Here is a 17,344-nt window from a genome sequence, read left to right on the forward strand (position 1 = left end):
CCCTCAGTAGCCGGCGCCCGTGGTCAGGCCGCCGTCCACGGTGAACTCGCTGCCCGTGCAGTAGGAGCTGCGGTCCGAGGCCAGGAACGCGACCAGGTGCGAGACCTCGACCGGCTTGGCGAAGCGCTTGATGACCATGGACTTGACGAAGGCGTCGGCGTCCACTTCCTGCATCAGGTCCTGGTCCTGGACCATGGCGGTGTTGATGGCGCCGGGGTGGACGGAGTTGACGCGGATCTTGAAGGGGGCCAGTTCCCTGGCGGCCGACTTGGTGACGCCGCGGATGGCGAACTTGGAGGCCGCGTAGGCCGACAGCCCGGCGGCGCCGATGAAGCCTTCGATGGAGGAGATGTTGACGATGGCGCCCCGGCCGGCGGCCTTCATGGGTTCGATGACCGATTTGACGCCGAGCCAGGTCCCCTTGAGGTTCACGTCGATCACGCGATCGAACTCTTCGGGCGACATATCCGCGATACGCCCAAATTTCAGGATCCCGGCGTTGTTGATGAGGATGTCGAGCCGGTCGTACGCCTCCACAGCCGTGGCCACCGCCCGCGACCACTCCACGGCACTGGTCACGTCGTGGTGAACGTAGACCGCCCCGGTCTCCTCCGCCAGCGCCTTGCCCTCGTCGTCCAGAACGTCGCCGAGCACCACCTTGGCGCCCTCGTCCAGGAAGAGCCGTACATGCGCGGCCCCCATCCCGCGAGCCCCGCCGGTGATCAGCGCCACCTTGCCGTCAAGCAGACCCATGACGTCCTCCTGCCGCGACGGCCGCCGCGGCCGCCTCCATCGATCGGTAGACCGGTATCCCGGCGGCCGCCGCGATCGCCCGGATCTCGTCCTCGACCCCGGCGGGCGCGTACTCGGCGTTGCGGGTGACCAGCGTGATCCGCGCCGCCACGCCGTCCTGCGCGGCGGCGAGCGCGTCCGCGTAGCCGAGCAGCGGCTCGGCCCGGGTGCCGTAGGTGAAGAAGCTCTGCACGTTCACGTGCGCGACGACGTCCCGGTACGGCTGCCGCCCCACGATGGCCGCGATCACCTCGCCGACCAGTTCCCGCCGCCCCCGTGGCCCGACCGGGATCTCCAGCGGATTGGCCGGCGAACTCCCCACGCCCACCCCGAGCCTGCGCAGCTCGTCCAGGGCGGCGCCGGGCAGCGGGTCCAGCCGCAGCCCGGCCCGGTCCAGGACGTCGGCGGCCAGCACGCTCGCCCCGCCGCTGGGCCCCACGACGAGCACCCCGCCGGAGCAGGGCGGACGCCCGGAGTGCGCCTGGAGGTAGGCCAGCGCGCCGATCAGATCGTCCTGGCTGCCGACCAGGGCGGCGCCCGTTTGCTCGGCCAGCGCCCGCCAGATCCGCTCGTCCCCGACCATGCCGCCGGTGTGCGAGGCGGCGGCCCGGCGCCCCTGGTCGCTACGGCCCCCGACCAGCAGCGCCACCGGCTTCGCGCACCCGGCCAGCGCCGCGGCCAGGGCCCGCCCGTCGCGTGGGTCCTCCAGGTACAACCCGATCGCCGTGGTCTCGGCGTCCGCCGCCAGCCAGCGCACGAGCTCGGCGGGCGAGACGTCGGCGGCGTTGCCCACGGTCGCCACCCGGCTGAACCGCAGCCCGCGCCGCTCGCCGACCTTGATGACCTCCCCGGCCAGCCCGCCGCTCTGCGAGACCAGCGCGATCCCGCCGGGCGCGCCCAGCCCGCCGCCGACGAACGTCTGCCGCCCGCGCGGGCAGTAGACCCCCATGCAGTTGGGCCCGAGCAGCCGGGTGCCCGCCGCACGGGCGGCGGCCACCAGCTCCGCCTCCAGCGCGGCGGCCCCGGTCTCGCCGAACCCGCCGCTCATCACCTGCACGTACGGCACGCGCCCGGCCTGCCGTACCACGTCGGGGCACCGCGCGGCCGGGACCGCGACCAGGGCGTAGTCCACGTCCGCGGCATCCAGGGAGGGTACGGCCGGCACCCCCGAGATCTCGGCGGCCGAAGGGTGCACGGCCACGACGGGCGTCCCGGCGGCCTTGTAGAAGTCCAGGAACATGTTCCCGAAGTTCGGCCGGGTGGCGGAGGCGCCGACGACCGCCACCGCCCTGGGCTCGAACAGCGGCAGGAAGTCCGAGGCCGCAGCGACGGCCCGATCATCCGGAGCGGCCCCGGGGATGTACCGGGCGTCCACCGCCACCGCGCCCGAGGCTGTGGCGATGACCGGGTTCACCTCGAACTCGCCCAGCTCCAGCCGCTCCCACAACCCTCCGTCCCCGCCCAGCGCCAGCAGCAGCTTGACCACGGCGTCCACGTCGACCGGGGCGGCCCCGCGGTACCCGTGCAGCAGCGGCGCCCCCCGCAGGGACGCCAGCATGCGGCGCGCGTCGGAGGCGGTGATCGGGCACAGCCGCACGGCGGTGTCCCGGAGCGCCTCGGTGAAGATGCCGCCCAGCCCGGCCAGCAGCACGGGCCCGAACCCAGGATCCCGGACCAGCCCGGCGATCAGCTCAACCCCCGCCTCGACCTGCTCTTCCACCAAATATCCGGACAAGGGGGCCCGCTCGGCCATGTCCGCAGCCGCAGAAGGCAGATTCGCGTGCGTGAGGCCGAGCCGTACCGCGCCGACGTCCGACTTGTGCAGCGGCCCGATCCCCTTGAGCACCAGCGGCGCGCGCAACTCCGCCGCGGCCGCGAAGCCGGGACCCGCCACCACGACCCCGCGCGGCACCACGACCCCGGCCGCCGCCAGCAACTCCTTGGCCGCGGGCTCAGTCAGCGCTTGAGCCTCCGGCTCAGCCGGCGCCTTGGCATCCGGCTCAGTCAGCGCATCGGCCGTGAGTTCAGTCGGCGCCTTGGGCTCCGGCTCACCCGGCGCTCTGGGCTCCGGCTCAGTCACGGGGCTCGGCGAGGTGCCCGTAGGCGTCGCGGATCTCGCGGCGCAGGAGTTTGCCCGGTCCGCCGGACGCGTCCTGGGCGTGGGGAAGTGCGTCGGCGATGACGATGGCGTCGGGCCGCTGATGGGCTGGAAGGGTGTCGGCGAGGGCCAGTTCGATCTTGGCCGCGTCCAGGGATTGCCCGGCGCGGGGCACCAGAGCCAGCAGGACGCGCTGGTCCGCAGCCCCTTCCGGGACGCCGACCGCGCCCGCCTCGGCCACGCCGTCCAGTGCGGCGGCGGCCTCCTCGACGGTGGCCGGCTGGGTCCATTGGCCGCCCTTGAGGATGGCGTCCTCGCGGCGCCCGAGCACCCGCAGGATCCCGTCGGCGGAGAGCGTGCCCAGGTCGCCGCCGACGTACCACTCGCCGCGCAGCGCCTCGGCGGTCTTGTCCGGCTCGCCGTCGTAGCCGGCCATCCGGTGCGGCCCGGCCAGGTTGATCTCGCCGATCCGGTCGACGAGGCGTTCGCCGGAGGGCCCGGTGATCCGTACGGCGTTGCCGGTGCGGGCCCGGCCGGAGGCGCCGAGCGGGGTGGAGGCGTCGTCCACGCGGCCCATGCAGGTGTAGGGGGCCTCGGTCTGGCCGTAGTAGGAGTAGACCCCGGCGCGGGGCAGGCGGTCCTTGATCTTGGCCAGCATGGGCGCGGTCAGCGGCTCGCCGCCCAGCATGATCACGCGCAGGGAGGAGAGGTCGGCGTCGGCGTGGTCGTCGCCGCCGAGCAGCGCCGCGTAGAAGGAGGGGATCTGCGAGACGTGCGTGACCTTCTCCCGGGGCACGACCTTGAGGAAGTTCGCCGGGCCCCAGTCCTGTTCGAGCACCAGCCGCATGCCCGCGTACAGCGCGGGGCCGGCGATGGCGGGGAAGCCGATGCCCCAGATGATGGCGCCGGTGCCGAAGACGGAGTCGTCGGAGCGGGGCACGTCCAGCCAGATCTGGGCGGTGGCCAGGGAGGAGGCGTGGGTGTGGACGATCGCTTTGGGCAGGCCGGTGGTGCCGGAGGTGTAGTAGAGGGCGAGGGGGTCGTCGTGGCCGCCGCCGAGCGGGGGCTCGCCGTCGTCGTCGTGCTCGAGGCCGGCGGCGTCGATCCAGGTGGTGATCGCGGGCAGGTCCGGCCGGATTCGCTCGACCGTCTCGGCGACCGTGGCGTCGTAGACGAAGGCGGTGCAGCCGGAGCGCGCGACGACCGCCTGGAGCGTCTCGATCGGCCAGTAGGGGTTGAGCGCCGCGGTGATCGCGCCGATCTTGGCCTGGGCCAGGTACACCTCGGCCACCTGGAGTGTCTCGTTGAGCAGCGCGGCCACGCGTTGCCCCGGCGCGATCCCGGCGGCCAGCAGCGCGTGGGCGCGGCGGTTGACGTTCCGGTTCAGCTGGTCGTAGGTGAAGCTCTGCTCGCCGCAATAGGTGAGCGCCACCCGGCCGGGGTGACGCAGCGCTCCGGCGGTGAGGATCGCGTGGCCGTAGTTTCCGTAGGGCGATCGCGCCATGGGGGATGCCTCCGCTTCAGAAGGACGTGTACAGCACGAAGACGTTGCCCGAGGGGTCGCGCAGCACCGCCCGGGTCTCGTGGGGTCCCGTCTCGGGCGGCGTGAGCACCGTGGCTCCGCGCGCCTCCAGGTCGTGTACGGCCTGCCGTACGTCGCCGACCTTGTAGGACGGGGCGCAGGCGGCGGTGACGTGCTCGGCCGGCGCGGCCAGCGCCAGCGTGACCCCGCCGCCGTCGAGCGCGGCGAAGCGGTCGCCGTCGCGGAACGTGACCGGCAGGCCGTAGAAGGCGATCGCCTCGTCGAGGTCGTGGACGGGGATGAACACGTTGCCCAGCTTCACGCTGGCCTCCAGTGGATCAGGTCGCCGACGGTGGTCATCCGGACGGGCATCCCGACGTGCACGCTCTCGGGCGGGCAGCCGGTCACCTCGCCGAAGGCGCGGGTGCCGCCGGGCAGGTCCACCCAGGCCAGCACGTACGGCTCGCGGTCCCCGAACCCGGGCACGAACGAGCGGTGGACCACGGTGAACGTGCAGATGGCTGGATGTTCCATCGGCCCCAAGCTAGCGCACGCTTGGTACGCCAACAAGAGGCGGGCTCACTCCGTGGGCGACGGCGTGGCCTCGGACTCGCTCGCGGAGGGGGACGGGCAGGCGGGGCCGTCCATGGCGACCTCGCTGACCTGCGGGCCGTTGGCCGCGGCCGGCGTCGTCAGGACCAGCACGCCGAAGTAGGCCCGCCGGCCGCACGGCACGTCCCCGAGGTCGCGCGTGAACCCCGAGGTGTAGGAGGTCTGCCCGCTGAGCGTGGTCGTCTCCCGGTGCACCACCTGGGAGGTCTCGCCGTCCTCCCTGCGCGTGTAGGAGACCGTGAGCCGGACCGGGCCGGGACCCGACGCCGCCACCTGCACCGCGCCCGCCGACCCGCTCCACCCCACGATGCTGGCCGATCGCACCGCCTGCGCACGTGGCGGCGGGGTGGCCGTGGGCTGCGGGGGCGCAGCGGTGGTCGGGGGCCGCCCGGTCCCGGTCGGCATGGGCGGCGGCGGGAAGCTGCCCGTGGGCAGGGGCGGGCTGCTCGCCGGCGTGCGGGGCGTCGGCGAGCCCGCCGCCGTGGTGCGCGGGCGGGTGGCGGCCGGCGTCGGCGTGGTCCTGCGGGCAGGCGGCTGCGTGGCCGGGCTGTGGGCCAGCCCCTGCGGCGTCTCCTCCGGCGGCACCAGCACCGTGGCCGGGCCGGGCGGCAGCCGTCCGCCGGAGAGCACGAGCCCGATCGCCACCGCCGCCACCGTCGCGCCCGCCACCCACAGGTGCGGCGGCATGCTGGGCACCGCGATCCGGCGCCGTTCCCGTCGCGCGGCCGGAGCCGTATCCTCGCCGTCCGGCTTGGCCAGCGGGAATCGCAGCGCCAGCAGCGTGGCCAGCTCCGCCAGGTGGCGGCGGCCCCGCTGCTCCCACTCCGGCCCGTATCCGGCGACCGCGTCCTCCTCCAGCTCCGCCGCGAACTGCCGGGCCGAGGCGTACCGCACCCCCGGATCCTTGGCCAGGCCCCGCCGCAGCAGGTCGCGCAGCGTGTCCGGAACCACCTCGATGGGCACCGGCGCCACCAGGTGCTTGTCACGCAGCGCCGCCACGTCCTCCGCGCGGAACGGCGCACGCCCCCTCACGCACTCGAACAACACGCACGCCGCCGCGTACAGGTCCGCGGGGACGCCGGCCGTACCCGCGGTCCAGAGCTCCGGCGACATGTACGGCGGGCTGCCCGGCGGCACGCCGGGCTCCTCGGCGTGCACCACGATGCCGAAGTCGGTCAGCTTGGCCGCGCCGTCCGCCTGCACCAGCACGTTCTCCGGCTTGACGTCACGGTGCGCCAGGCCCTTCTCGTGGGCGGCGGCCAGGCCCTGCAGCATGCTCTTGAGCACCACCAGCGCCGCCTCGGGGCTGGTGCGGCCGTGCTCGGTCAGCAGCGTGCGCAGCGAGACGCCGTCGACCAGCTCCATCACCACCGCGGCCCGGGTGGCGGTCTCGACGTACTCGTAGAACGTGACCACGGCCGGGTCGCCGATCTCGACCAGCCGGGGGGTCTCGGCCCGGTAGCGGGCCATGAACTCCTCGTCGCGGCGGAGGGTGGCGTTGAGGTATTTGATCGCCACATAGGCTCCGGTGGCCTGGTAGGTGGCGAGGAACACGCGGCCGGTGCGGCCGGCGCCGAGCTGGCGAACTTCGCGGTAACCAGGGACCAAAGCGAACCCCCAAGGACACGGCCGTCTCCGTATCGACGGTCTCATCCACGGTTCCGGTTGTCACGGCCCGGGATATTTCGCCCTCCGTTAATGGGGTATTACGTTGCGTGATGAAGAGTGACAAGCCCGATCTTCCGTTGTTCGCGATCGCCGTGACCCTGCTGCTCGCCGTAGTGGTCTGGGGCGCGGTCGCGGCCGACTCGCTGAACGCCGTCGGCGAGCGCGCCCTGGGATGGGTGCTGGCCAACTGCGGCTGGGTCTTCGTGGTGGCCGCCGACTTCTTCCTGGTCCTGGCGCTGGTGCTGGCCGCCGGCCGCTACGGCAAGGTACGGCTCGGCCGCGACGACGACACGCCCGAGTTCACCACGCTGGCCTGGATGGCCATGATGTTCGCCGCCGGCATGGGCATCGGCCTCATGTTCTACGGCGTGGCCGAGCCTCTGACGCACTACTTCAAGCCGCCCCAGGGCATCGGCGTGCGGCCCGGCACCCCGGACGCCGCGCGCACCGCGATGGAGTACACGCTCTTCCACTGGACGCTGCATCCGTGGGCCATCTACGCCATCACCGGCCTGGCCCTGGCGTACTCGACCTTCCGCAAGGGCCGCGGCAACCAGTTCAGCGCCGCCTTCGAGCCGCTGTTCGGCCACCGCAAGGGCGTCGGCAGGGTGCTGGACCTGCTGGCCATCCTGGCCACGGTCTTCGGCACCGCCACCAGCCTCGGGCTCGGCGCGCTCCAGGTGGAGCACGGGCTGAACGAGCTGTTCGACTTCAGCGGACGGCAGGCCGAGGTGGTCATCATCATCGTGCTGACCCTGTGCTTCGTGATCTCGGCGGCTACCGGCGTCCATGGGGGCGTGCAGTGGCTGAGCACGGTCAACGTCTATCTGGCGATCGCGCTGGCCGTCGTCATCTTCGTCTTCGGCCCCACGGTGGCCATCCTGGACCTGGTGCCGGCGACCGTCGGCGGCTACCTGAGCGACCTGATCTCGATGTCCACCAGGACCGGCGCGTTCATCGGCAAGGACTGGCTGGGCACCTGGACGATCTTCTACTGGGCGTGGTGGCTGTCCTGGGCGCCGTTCGTCGGCGCGTTCATCGCCCGCATCTCGCGCGGGCGCACGATCCGGGAGTTCATCGTCGGCGTGATGCTCGTGCCGAGCGCGGTCAGCGTCATCTGGTTCTGCGTGAGCGGCGGCAGCGCGCTGATCATGCAGCGGAACGGCAGCGCCGACTTCGCCCCTGCCATCGCCCAGGGCGCCGAGTCCGCGTTGTTCGCGCTGCTGGACCACCTGCCGCTGGCCGCGGTGACCACCGTCGTGGCCGTGATCCTCATCGCCCTGTACTTCGTCAGCGGCGCCGACTCGGCCTCGCTGGTGCTCGGCTCGCTCTCGACCCGCGGCTCGCTGCACCCCCCGCGCCCGCTGGTGATCGTCTGGGGCGTGCTCATCGGGTCCGTGGCGGTGGTGCTGCTGATCTCGGGCGGGCTGACCGGGTTGCAGCAGGCCACGATCATCATCGCGCTGCCGTTCGTGGTGGTGATGGTGCTCATGTGCGCGGCGCTGGTCAAGGAACTGCGGGCCGATCCCGGCGCGGGGCCGCTGCCGGTGCGCGGGCATCCGTACGGCTTGTGGGTGGCGATCAAGCGCGTGGTGGGGGACGAGGACGCGCCGTCCTCGCCGCTGCCGCGGGAGTGAGGCCGGGTGTTACGCTGGCTCAGCAAGCAAGCGCTTGGCTGGAGGTCTGGGTGGGCGGTACGGCGGTGCTGGTGATGGAGATGCAGCGGGGCGTCATCGGCGAACTCACGAAATTTCCGGAACTCGTCGGCGCCTGCGACAAACACGACGTCATCCCCAACACCGCCGCCGTACTGCACGCCGCCCGCGCGGCCGGCATCCCGGTGATCCACTGCACCGCCGCCTTCCGCGCCGACCGGATCGGCTCCCACACCGGCAACTGCCCCTTCATCGCCGGCCTGCTGCGCGACCCCGCGCACATGCTGGACGGCACCCCCGCCGTGGACGTGCTCGACGGCCTGCGCGCACCCGGCGACCTGGAGAGCCGCCGCTACCACGGCTTCTCCCCGTTCACCGGCACCTCCCTCGACACGACCCTGCGCTCGCTCGGCGTCACCACCGTCGTGGCCACCGGGGTCTCGCTCAACCTCGGCATCCCCGGGCTCGCCCTCGAAGCGGTCAACCTCGGCTACCGGGTCACCGTGGTCAAGGACGCCGTCGCCGGAGTGCCGGACGACTATGCGGCAGCCGTACTGAGGCACACACTGAGCTTGCTGGCCACCCGCGTGAGCACGGCCGAGCTCGTCGCGGCGTGGACGTGAGCCCGTGCGGGCACGGGCTGATCCGGAAGGGGTGAGCACGATGGACGGGCTGCGGCTGGACGGCCGGACCGCGGTGGTGACCGGGGGCGGCGGCGCCATCGGCGCGGCGATCTGCGCGGACCTGGTCTCGCTGGGGGCGCACGTGATCGTCGCCGACGTCGAGCAGGAGGCGGCCGACAAGGTGGCGGCCGGGCTGGCCCACACCTTTCCCTGGGTCGTGGACTCCGGGGGCACGGCCTGGTCGGAAGGCCAGGGTCGGGCCGAGGCGCGCCGGGTGGACCTGGCCGACCCCGCCTCCATCACCGAGTTCTGCGCGGGGGCCGGCGCGGTGGACGTGCTCGTGCACAACGCCGGGGTGTCGGTCGTGGAGCCGTTCACCGAGAGCGACCCGGCGTCCTGGGACCTCATGTGGCTGGTCAACCTGAGGGCGCCCATGCTGATGACCAAGCTCCTGCTGTCCGGGATGGTGGAGCGGGGCTGGGGGCGGCTGGTGTTCATCTCCTCGGACGGGGCCAAGGCCGGATCCGGAGGCGAAGGCGCCTACGCGGCCACCAAGGCGGGGTTGTTCGGGCTGGCCAAGACCCTGGCCAGGGAGGCGGCCAAGGGAAACGTCACCTCCAACGTCGTCTGCCCCGGGCCCACGGACACGCCCATGCTGCGCCGGGTCGAGGCGGAGAAGCCGGGCCTGGTCGACAAGATCGCCAAGAGCATCCCGCTGCGCCGCCTCGGCGAACCGGCCGACGTGGCCGGGCTGGTCGCCTACCTCTGCACCGAACGCGCCGCCTACATCACCGGGCAGACGCTCTCGGTCAGCGGCGGCGTGACGATGCACTGAGGGCGCGCCGGTGTCACAACGCGTCGTAGACGGCCGAGATCAGACGGTGCGCACGCAGGCTGCCGGTGACGCTGCCGGCCAGGCGGTTCATCACGTAGGCGCAGGCCAGCCCCCGGGAGGGGTCGCCGAGGCCGAGGGAGCCGCCCAGGCCGCCGTGGCCGAACGCCTCGGCCGCCTTGGGCGGGGCCAGGAAGGTCGAGGACGGGCGGGCGAAGCCCAGGCCGAACGCGCTGTCCATGAGCAGCACCCGGTCCTGGCCGTCCACCCGGCGGCGCACCGCCTCGCGCAGGCGGTCGTGGGGGAGGAGCTCGCCCCCGATCAGGGCCCGGTAGAAGCCGGCCAGGCCCTTGGCCGTGGTCACCACCCCCGCCCCCGGCCAGCCTGCCCGCAGGATCACCGGGTGGTTGGCGCCGCCCTTGAGCAGGTGCATGCCGGGGTTGCCGAGAGCCCGGTTCATGAGGCTGCCGGGATCGAGCGCCGCCAGGGCGGCCGGGCTGTCGGCGGGCATCGCGGCCGCGGGCGCCGCGCCAGTCACAGCGGGCGCCGTACCTCCAGCGGCGGGAGCCGTACCTCTAGCGGCGGGCGCCGTACCTCCGGTGGCGGGAGCCCTGCCTTCAGGCGGTGTGGTGGTGAGGCGGGCGGCTCTGGTGATGACCTCCTCGGAGGCGCCCACCCACAGGTCCAGGTCATGCGGCCCGGCGATCTGGGCGGCCACCAGGTCGCCGATCGACGTGCCGGTGATGCGGCGCACCACCTCGCCCACCAGGAACCCGTAGGTCAGCGCGTGATAGCCGTGGGCGGTGCCCGGCTCCCAGAGGGGACGCTGGCGGGCCAGCCGGTCGGCGATCGCGGGCAGGTCGGCGAACTCCTCCACCGGCACCGGGTCCTCCACGACGGGCAGCCCGGCCTGGTGGGCGAGCAGGTGTTCCACGGTCGTCGCCGGGGTGGCGAACTCCGGCCAGAAGCGGGTGACGGGCGAGGTCACGTCGTCGATCACGCCGAGGGCCACGGCGGCGGTCAGCGCCTTGGTGCAGGAGTAGGCGAAGGCGGGCGTGTCCGCCTCCCAGGCGCGGCCGGTGCGGCGGTCGGCCACACCGGCCCACAGGTCCACGACCAGTTCGCCGTCGAGGTAGACGGCGAAGGCCGCTCCCAGTTCCTCGCCGTCGGCGAACTGCCCCTCGAACACCTCACGCACCCGCGAGAACCGGGGATCGCAGTACATCTGACCTCCGCGTGAAAGGAAGCGCTTACTTGGTTCCCGAGCCTAACAACTGGGGCCGCTTCGGCCCAGACGATCAGCGCGGCACTCTGAACCTGCTCAACGGCCCCGCCGTGCTGAGCGCGCTGCGCGCCGCCGTCACCGGCCAGGTGGTCAGCCTGGCCGCACCGATCGGCCGCAAGGGCCCCCACCTGCGCGGCCGTCCGCTGCCGCAGCACTACATGTCCATCGACGGCGCCGACTTCGCCGCCGGCGCCCTGCCGGTGGGCGCCGGGCTGCGCATGGCCGACGACGCGCTGATCGTCTCCCCGCACGGCACCACCACCCACATGGACGCGCTGTGCCACATGTGGTCCGGCGAGGAGTTGTACAACGGGCACCCGGCCGGCGAGGTGCGCTCCTACGGGGCCAAGAAATGCGGGATCGACCAGGTGGGCGGCGTGGTGGCCAGAGGGGTGCTCTTCGACGTGCCGCGCCACCTGGGCGTGGACCACCTGCCCGCCGCCCACCGGGTCTCGGCCGCGGAGCTGGCCGCGATCGCCGACGTCGGGCCGGGCGACGTCGCGGTCGTCCGCACCGGCTGGCCGCTGGTGTGGGGGCGCTCGCCGGAGGAGTACTGGTCGGGGCAGCCCGGCCTGTCGGCGGAGGCCGGGCGGTGGCTGGCCGAGCGGGACGTGGCGGTCGTGGCCGCCGACAACGCCGCCATCGGCGGGCTCAACTCCCGCCAGCTCGCGGACGAGGATCTCGAGGACGATCTCCACCTGATCCTTCTGCACCGCCACGGCATCCACCTGGCCGAGATGCTCTGGCTGGAGGAGCTCGCGGCGGCCGGCCGTACCGACTTCGTGTTCGTGGCGGCGCCGCTGCGGCTGCAGGGCGGCACCGCGAGCCCGCTCAACCCGCTCGCGATCCTCTAGTCCCAGGTCACGGGGAGGCTGACCGCGCCGAACACCACCGCGTCCAGGCGCAGCACGACCTGGTCGGAGGGTACGGCCAGCCGCAGCGTCGGCCGGCGCGCGAACAGCTCCCGGTAGGCGATGGCCATCTCCATCCGGGCGAGGTTGTGGCCGAGGCACAGATGCGCGCCGTGGCCGAAGCCGAGGTTCTCGCGGGCCTCCGGACGGGCCAGGTCGAGGCGCTCCGGGCCGGGGAACACCTCGGGGTCGCGGTTGGCGACCGGCAGGCTGACGGTCACCGTCTCGCCCGCCCGGACCAGCACGCCGTCGAGCTCCACGTCCTCCAGCGCGACCCGATTGGGCGCGCCCAGGTGAAGGATCGACAGGTAGCGCAACAGCTCCTCGACGGCCGTGCCCATCAGCTCCGGGTCGGTGGCCAGCGCGGCGAGCTGATCGGGGTGTTCCAGGAGCGCCAGCACGCCGAGCGAGATCATGTGCGCGGTCGTCTCGTGCCCGGCGGTCAGCAGGCCGAGGCCGATGTTGGCCAGTTCCTCGTGGGTGAGGCCGCTGTCGTTCGCGATCAGCTCGGCCAGCACCCCGTCCTCCGGCCCGCGCTCGACCAGCTCGCGGATGTAGGCGGCCAGCCGGATCATGGCGGCCCGGGCGGGCTCGGCCTCGTAGGCGGCCACGATCGCGGTCTCGGCCTCGAAGAACTCGTGGTCGGCGTACGGCACGCCGAGGATCTCGCAGATCACCCGGGACGGCAGCGGCAGCGCGTAGTCGCGGACCAGGTCGGCCGGGTCGTCCATGGCGTCCAGGAGCTCGCGGGCGATCTCGGTGACCCTCGGCTCGAGCTTCTTGAGGTTGCGGGCGGTGAACCAGGTGTGCAGGTGGCGCCGGTAGCGGGTGTGCTCGGGCGCGTCCATGGCGGAGAACCAGCCGGGCGCGGCCGGCTCGCGGGGTCCGTTGACTCGGACGGGCTGGAAGATCGGGCGCCGGAGCTCCTGGCGGGCACTGAAACGCGGGTCGGCGAGGACCTGCCTGACCGTGGCGTGCCGGGTGACCAGCCAGCCGGGGTGGCCGTCGTAGGACGCCACGGGGGTGATGGGCAGCTCGAGGCGGTTCGTGAAGGTCTGAGGGAATTCCATGATTTCGAGAGTAGACTCTCTTTTCAGAGTTGACTAGCATTTTGTCTCGAACGTCGAAGAGCGGCAGAATGGAGATCATGAGCGGGCTCCGTGAGCGGAAGAAGGCCAAGACGCGGGCCTTGATCCAGAAGGAGGCGCTGCGCCTGTTCCGCGAGCAGGGGTATGCGGCCACCACGGTCGAGCAGGTCGCCGAGGCCGCCGAGGTCGCGCCCAGCACGGTCTTCCGCTACTTCGCCACCAAGGAAGACCTGGTGCTGCTCGACCAGTTCCCGCCGTTCGCGGACGTGCTGACCACGCTGCCGCGCGACCTGCACCCGATCGAGGCGATGCGCCAGGCCATGCGCGCCGTCTTCGCCGCGCAGAGCGACGAGGAGGTCGCCGAAGGGCTCGAGCGCGAGAAGCTCATGCTGACCGTGCCCGAGTTGTGGGCGGCGAGCCTGGAGAACGTCAGCACGGCGATCAGGACGATCCAGGGGCTTCTGGCCGACCGGGCCGGGCGAGCGGCCGACGATGCCGAGATCCGCAACCTGACCGGCGCGATCGTCGGCGTCGTCGTGAACGTCTGGTTCGACTGGGCCAAGGATCCGGACATGGACGGGCCGGCGGAGCTGGACCGCGCGCTGGCCCACCTCGCTGCCGGCCTGCCGCTGGACTACACGCCGGGGTAGTTGCCGCCGCCGTACTGCTCGTCGAGGGCGTCGTAGTCGGGGAGGAAGCCCTTCTTCGGGACGGCCTCGGCGAAGACCACCTCCCGGGGCTTCTTGTAGCCGGCCAGCGTGGTTCTGACGTGCTCGATCAGGTCCTGCTCGGTGACCGTCTCGCCGGGCCTCGGCACCACCACCGCCTTGACCGCCTGGTGCCGGCGCTCGTCGGGCACGCCGATGACGGCGGCGTCGGCCACGGCCGGATGCGCCTTGAGCGCCCGCTCGACCTCGGCCGGGTAGACGTTCTCGTTCCCCGACTTGATCATCCGGAGTCTGGGCCCGATGAAGGTGATCGTCCCGTCGCTCTCGCGGCGGCCGAGGTCGCCGGTGTGATGCCAGCCGTACGCCGACTTAGCCGCATTTAAGTCCGGCCGGGCGAAATATCCGGAAAAGAGGCTCTTGCCCCTCGCGCAGATCTCGCCCACCTCACCCGCCGGCACCTCCGTGCCGTCGGGAGCCAGAATCCGCACCTGCACCAGCGGCGACGGCCGCCCCGCGAACCCCGCCGCCCCCGGCGCCAGCCCGAGGAAGGTCAGCATTCCGCCGACCTCCGTCTGCCCGTACCCGCCCATCTTCGAGCGGCACCAGGGCGAGTCGTCCGGCGTGGTCATCTCATCCCACTCCGCCGAGTGCGCGACGAACCGCAGGGACGACAGGTCGTACTTGCCGCCCGAGTTGGCCGCCACCACGGCGTCGATCATCTGCCCGAACAGGAACGCCTGCGTGACCTTCTCCGCGTCCACGAGCCGGCACAGTTCCTCGGCGTCGAAGGCGGGCATGAACACGTTCGTCCCACCGATCTGCAGCGTGGCCAGGCAGAACATCATGGTGCCCACGTGGAACAGCGGCCCGTTGGCCAGGAACGTGAAGTCCGGCTCCATCTGCCGCACCACCAGCAGGGAGGAACTGTGCGCGACCAGCGCGGCGCTGCTGAGCAGGGCGGCGTTCGGCCGGCCGGCGAAGGCGGCGGTGTAGAGGGCCAGCACCGGCAGCGTGTCGGCGACCGGCGGGAAGTCGTGGACCTCGCCGGAGGCCAGGAACTCCTCGTACTCCTCGCCCGCCCGAACCCAGGAGGCGGGCCGCCCGACCTCGGCGAAGCCCGCCGCCTCCCCGGGCACGAGGGCGGCGGTCGTCTCCGAGTGCTCCCACACCACGACCCGCGGCTCCAGGTCGGCCAGGACGAAGCGCAGTTCGCCGGCCGCCTGCCGCCAGTTGGCCGGGCAGAAGATCGCGCCCAGCCGCGAGCAGGCCAGCAGGAGCTCCAGGACCGCGTGGGAGTTCTGGCCCAGCCAGAGCACCCGTTCCCCGGCCGCCACGCCCTGCCCGGCCAGGGCGCCGGCCAGCCGGGAGACCCGCGCGTCGAGCTGCGGGTAGGTCAGGCGCAGGTCCCCGTCCACGACCGCGGTGGCCGCGGGGCGGCTGCGGGCGTGCTCGGACAGGACGTCGGAGAGGGTCAGGTCGTGGATCATCGCGCCTCCTGGTGATCCGGTACGGCACCGCCTGCCGTACATCATGAAATATCAGCGGAAAGCTGGCATGACCTCGGCGGCGAAGAACCGCATGACCTGCTTCATCTCCTCCAGCGGCAGCGGCCTCGTGCTGCCGAAGTCGCACAGCAGGTTGCTGAATCCGGCCTCGCGCAGCAGCGTGACCTGCTCGATCACCCGCGCCGGGTCGCCGATCACCTCCAGCTGCTCCCAGCGGAAGTCGGCGGAGACCGTGCCGCCCTTGAGGTAGCGGTCCTGGTAGTACTCGAAGCCCTGGGCGGCCTTGCCGGTCTTGGCGTCGATCGGGGCGCTCTTCTCGTTGAAGATGCGCGAGCGGTCGAAGGCGGCCTCGAAGCGGGCCTGGTCCGCGCGGGCCCGTTCGACCGTGGGCGCCACGTAGACGCTGCGGGCGACCACGAGCTCGGCGTCCTCGGGGTGCCCGGCCTGCCGGGCGGTCTCGCGCCAGCGCTCTGCCGCGCCCACGACCTTCTTGAACGGCGCCGCCGGATCGGCCAGGATCGGCAGCCCGCGCTCGGCGTACATCGTCACGGTCTCGGGGGAGACGGCGGCCACGTGGATGGGCGGGTGCGGAGCCTGGAGCGGGCGCGGGGTGAGCGTGACCTCGGTGCCGGTCTTGTAGAACTTGCCCTCGTGCCGGTACTCCGGCGAGGTCCACAGGCCCAGGATGACCTCCAGCGCCTCGTTGAACCGGTCGCGCGCCTCGGCCAGGTCGATGCCGAACCCCTCGAACTCGAAGCTCTGGTATCCGCGGCCGATCCCGAGGTCCAGCCGCCCGCCGGAGAGCACGTCCACGAGCGCGGCCTCCTCGGCCACGTGGATCGGGTTGTGCAGGGGCAGCACCACGATGCCGGTGCCCAGCCGGATCCGCGTGGTGCGGGCGGCGGCGTGGGCGAGCAGGGTGAACAGGTTGGGCACGACGCCGTAGTCGCGGAAGTGGTGCTCGGCCAGCCGTACCCCGTCGAAGCCCAGTTCCTCGGCCAGCTCGATGAGCTCCAGGTGGTAGTCGTAGACGTCCTTGAAGCTCTGGCCGTCGAACCGGTGGAAGAGGTGGAAGGTCGAGAACCTCATGCGTCAGCCCCTCACAGTGAACCAAGCGCTCGCTTGGGCAGCGTATCAGGAGCTATAGGATCACGCCATGCGTATCGCCGCCGCCCAGGTCCGCTGCCCCTGGCTCGATCCCCGGCAGGGCACCGCCAAGGTCCTCGACGTCCTCAAGCAGGCCCGTGCGGAGGACGTCGAACTGGTCGCCTTCCCCGAGACGTTCCTGTCCGGATACCCCTTCTGGGTGGACAAGACCAACGGCGCCGAGTTCGGCAACGCCGACCAGAAGCGCGCCTACGCCTACTACCTCGACGCCGCCGTCGAGCTCACCGGGCCGGAACTGGCCACGATCACCGAGGCCGTGCGCGACCTCGGCGTCTTCACCTACCTCGGCATCACCGAACGCGTCGCCGGCACCGTCTACTGCACGCTGGTCGCCATCTCGCCCGACCACGGCGTCGTCTCCGCCCACCGCAAACTCATGCCCACCTTCGAGGAGCGGCTCGTGTGGGGCATCGGCGACGGCCACGGCCTGCGCGCCCACACCTTCAAGGACATCCGGGTCGGCGGACTCAACTGCTGGGAGAACTGGATGCCCGTCGCCCGGCAGTCCCTCTACGCCCAGGGCATCGACCTGCACGTCTCCGTCTGGCCCGGCTCCACCAGCCTGACCGAGGACATCACCCGCTTCATCGCCCGCGAGGGCCGCGTCTACTCGCTGGCCGCCGGCGCGCTGTTCTCCTACGCCGACGTGCCCAAGGACTTCCCCTTCTACGACGTCCTGAAAGACCGCGGCTCGCGCGCCGACGGCGGCTCGGCCGTCGCCGGCCCCGACGGCGCATGGATCGTCGCGCCCGTCTCCGGCGAGGAACGCCTCGTCACCGCCGACCTCGACCCCGCGCTCGTGCGCGGCGAACGGCAGAACTTCGACCCGGCCGGCCACTACAACCGGCCGGACGTCTTCCGCCTGGAGGTGAGCCGCCGCCGCCTCAACGCCGCCGACTTCACCGATTGAGCCTTGGA

General features: G+C 72.3%; 16 protein-coding genes. 6 read left to right on the forward strand and 10 right to left on the reverse strand.

The genetic code is table 11. From position 1 onward, the window contains the following. Positions 1-3: 3 nt before the first annotated feature. From FVE25_RS43855 to FVE25_RS43880, 6 genes are read right to left on the reverse strand one after another with little or no spacing between them, the layout of a single operon-like run. Positions 4-753 (reverse strand): glucose 1-dehydrogenase, encoded by a 750-nt coding sequence (locus FVE25_RS43855; protein WP_157253451.1) that lies wholly within the window; start codon positions 751-753, stop codon positions 4-6. Continuing rightward, complete coding sequence (locus FVE25_RS43860) at positions 740-2,872, reverse strand: acetate--CoA ligase family protein (RefSeq protein WP_343046183.1); 2,133 nt, start codon at positions 2,870-2,872, stop codon at positions 740-742. Before FVE25_RS43860 ends, FVE25_RS43855 begins: the two co-directional genes overlap by 14 nt. Further along, positions 2,865-4,394: a class I adenylate-forming enzyme family protein gene (locus FVE25_RS43865; RefSeq protein ID WP_157253452.1), complete on the reverse strand. Its 1,530-nt coding sequence runs from the start codon at positions 4,392-4,394 to the stop codon at positions 2,865-2,867. The genes FVE25_RS43860 and FVE25_RS43865 overlap by 8 nt, the downstream gene beginning before the upstream one ends. 16 nt (positions 4,395-4,410) lie before the next feature. After that, entirely contained in the window at positions 4,411-4,734 is a 324-nt protein-coding gene (locus tag FVE25_RS43870; RefSeq protein ID WP_246268401.1) for a VOC family protein, read from the reverse strand. After that, the gene (locus tag FVE25_RS43875) at positions 4,731-4,946 is read right to left on the reverse strand and encodes a Zn-ribbon domain-containing OB-fold protein (RefSeq protein WP_157253453.1); all 216 of its coding nucleotides are present in this window, start codon (positions 4,944-4,946) and stop codon (positions 4,731-4,733) included. The genes FVE25_RS43870 and FVE25_RS43875 overlap by 4 nt, the downstream gene beginning before the upstream one ends. Positions 4,947-4,991: 45 nt before the next feature. After that, a complete protein-coding gene (locus FVE25_RS43880; protein ID WP_157253454.1) occupies positions 4,992-6,632 on the reverse strand; it encodes a serine/threonine-protein kinase in 1,641 nt (546 codons plus the stop codon). Between the two features lie 110 nt (positions 6,633-6,742). Between FVE25_RS43880 and FVE25_RS43885 the strand changes: the two genes are divergently transcribed. The 3 genes from FVE25_RS43885 to FVE25_RS43895 are packed head-to-tail and all read left to right on the forward strand — an operon-like array spanning position 6,743 to position 9,805. Continuing rightward, positions 6,743-8,329: a BCCT family transporter gene (locus tag FVE25_RS43885; protein WP_157253455.1), complete on the forward strand. Its 1,587-nt coding sequence runs from the start codon at positions 6,743-6,745 to the stop codon at positions 8,327-8,329. 50 nt (positions 8,330-8,379) lie between these two features. Then, positions 8,380-8,970, forward strand: coding sequence for a cysteine hydrolase family protein (locus FVE25_RS43890; protein ID WP_246268407.1), 591 nt, complete (start codon positions 8,380-8,382; stop codon positions 8,968-8,970). A gap of 40 nt (positions 8,971-9,010) precedes the next feature. Next, complete coding sequence (locus FVE25_RS43895) at positions 9,011-9,805, forward strand: SDR family NAD(P)-dependent oxidoreductase (RefSeq protein WP_157253456.1); 795 nt, start codon at positions 9,011-9,013, stop codon at positions 9,803-9,805. Positions 9,806-9,818: 13 nt separating this feature from the next. On the opposite strand, the gene FVE25_RS43900 is transcribed toward FVE25_RS43895, so the two are convergent. After that, complete coding sequence (locus FVE25_RS43900) at positions 9,819-11,027, reverse strand: serine hydrolase domain-containing protein (RefSeq protein WP_157253457.1); 1,209 nt, start codon at positions 11,025-11,027, stop codon at positions 9,819-9,821. 29 nt (positions 11,028-11,056) lie between these two features. Here FVE25_RS43900 and FVE25_RS43905 point away from each other — a divergent pair, with 29 nt between their 5' ends. Next, on the forward strand, positions 11,057-11,941 hold the full coding sequence (locus FVE25_RS43905) for a cyclase family protein (protein WP_157253458.1): 885 nt from the start codon (positions 11,057-11,059) through the stop codon (positions 11,939-11,941). Here the strand turns inward: FVE25_RS43905 and FVE25_RS43910 are convergent. Continuing rightward, positions 11,938-13,068 (reverse strand): cytochrome P450, encoded by a 1,131-nt coding sequence (locus FVE25_RS43910; RefSeq protein ID WP_157253459.1) that lies wholly within the window; start codon positions 13,066-13,068, stop codon positions 11,938-11,940. The genes FVE25_RS43905 and FVE25_RS43910 overlap by 4 nt on opposite strands. Positions 13,069-13,145: 77 nt before the next feature. On the opposite strand from FVE25_RS43910, the gene FVE25_RS43915 reads away from it, so the two are divergent. Next, positions 13,146-13,736, forward strand: a complete 591-nt coding sequence (locus FVE25_RS43915) for a TetR/AcrR family transcriptional regulator (protein WP_246268408.1) — start codon at positions 13,146-13,148, stop codon at positions 13,734-13,736. Here the strand turns inward: FVE25_RS43915 and FVE25_RS43920 are convergent. Then, complete coding sequence (locus FVE25_RS43920; RefSeq protein WP_157253461.1) at positions 13,721-15,241, reverse strand: AMP-binding protein; 1,521 nt, start codon at positions 15,239-15,241, stop codon at positions 13,721-13,723. The genes FVE25_RS43915 and FVE25_RS43920 overlap by 16 nt on opposite strands. Positions 15,242-15,292: 51 nt before the next feature. After that, positions 15,293-16,348, reverse strand: coding sequence for an LLM class flavin-dependent oxidoreductase (locus FVE25_RS43925; protein ID WP_157253462.1), 1,056 nt, complete (start codon positions 16,346-16,348; stop codon positions 15,293-15,295). A 67-nt stretch (positions 16,349-16,415) separates the two neighbouring features. Between FVE25_RS43925 and FVE25_RS43930 the strand changes: the two genes are divergently transcribed. Then, the gene (locus FVE25_RS43930; RefSeq protein ID WP_157253463.1) at positions 16,416-17,336 is read left to right on the forward strand and encodes a carbon-nitrogen hydrolase family protein; all 921 of its coding nucleotides are present in this window, start codon (positions 16,416-16,418) and stop codon (positions 17,334-17,336) included. Positions 17,337-17,344 lie beyond the last annotated feature (8 nt).

Source organism: Nonomuraea typhae (assembly GCF_009760925.1).
GTDB classification, from domain to species: Bacteria; Actinomycetota; Actinomycetes; order Streptosporangiales; family Streptosporangiaceae; genus Nonomuraea; species Nonomuraea typhae.

What these genes read in the sequence shown, in the direction of transcription:
- FVE25_RS43855 (WP_157253451.1), bottom strand. Translation starts at nt 753, where the DNA reads ATGGGTCTGCTTGACGGCAAGGTGGCGCTGATCACCGGCGGGGCTCGC.
- FVE25_RS43865 (WP_157253452.1), bottom strand. Translation starts at nt 4,394, where the DNA reads ATGGCGCGATCGCCCTACGGAAACTACGGCCACGCGATCCTCACCGCC.
- FVE25_RS43875 (WP_157253453.1), bottom strand. Translation starts at nt 4,946, where the DNA reads ATGGAACATCCAGCCATCTGCACGTTCACCGTGGTCCACCGCTCGTTC.
- FVE25_RS43885 (WP_157253455.1), top strand. Translation starts at nt 6,743, where the DNA reads ATGAAGAGTGACAAGCCCGATCTTCCGTTGTTCGCGATCGCCGTGACC.
- FVE25_RS43895 (WP_157253456.1), top strand. Translation starts at nt 9,011, where the DNA reads ATGGACGGGCTGCGGCTGGACGGCCGGACCGCGGTGGTGACCGGGGGC.
- FVE25_RS43900 (WP_157253457.1), bottom strand. Translation starts at nt 11,027, where the DNA reads ATGTACTGCGATCCCCGGTTCTCGCGGGTGCGTGAGGTGTTCGAGGGG.
- FVE25_RS43910 (WP_157253459.1), bottom strand. Translation starts at nt 13,068, where the DNA reads ATGGAATTCCCTCAGACCTTCACGAACCGCCTCGAGCTGCCCATCACC.
- FVE25_RS43915 (WP_246268408.1), top strand. Translation starts at nt 13,146, where the DNA reads ATGAGCGGGCTCCGTGAGCGGAAGAAGGCCAAGACGCGGGCCTTGATC.
- FVE25_RS43920 (WP_157253461.1), bottom strand. Translation starts at nt 15,241, where the DNA reads ATGATCCACGACCTGACCCTCTCCGACGTCCTGTCCGAGCACGCCCGC.
- FVE25_RS43925 (WP_157253462.1), bottom strand. Translation starts at nt 16,348, where the DNA reads ATGAGGTTCTCGACCTTCCACCTCTTCCACCGGTTCGACGGCCAGAGC.
- FVE25_RS43930 (WP_157253463.1), top strand. Translation starts at nt 16,416, where the DNA reads ATGCGTATCGCCGCCGCCCAGGTCCGCTGCCCCTGGCTCGATCCCCGG.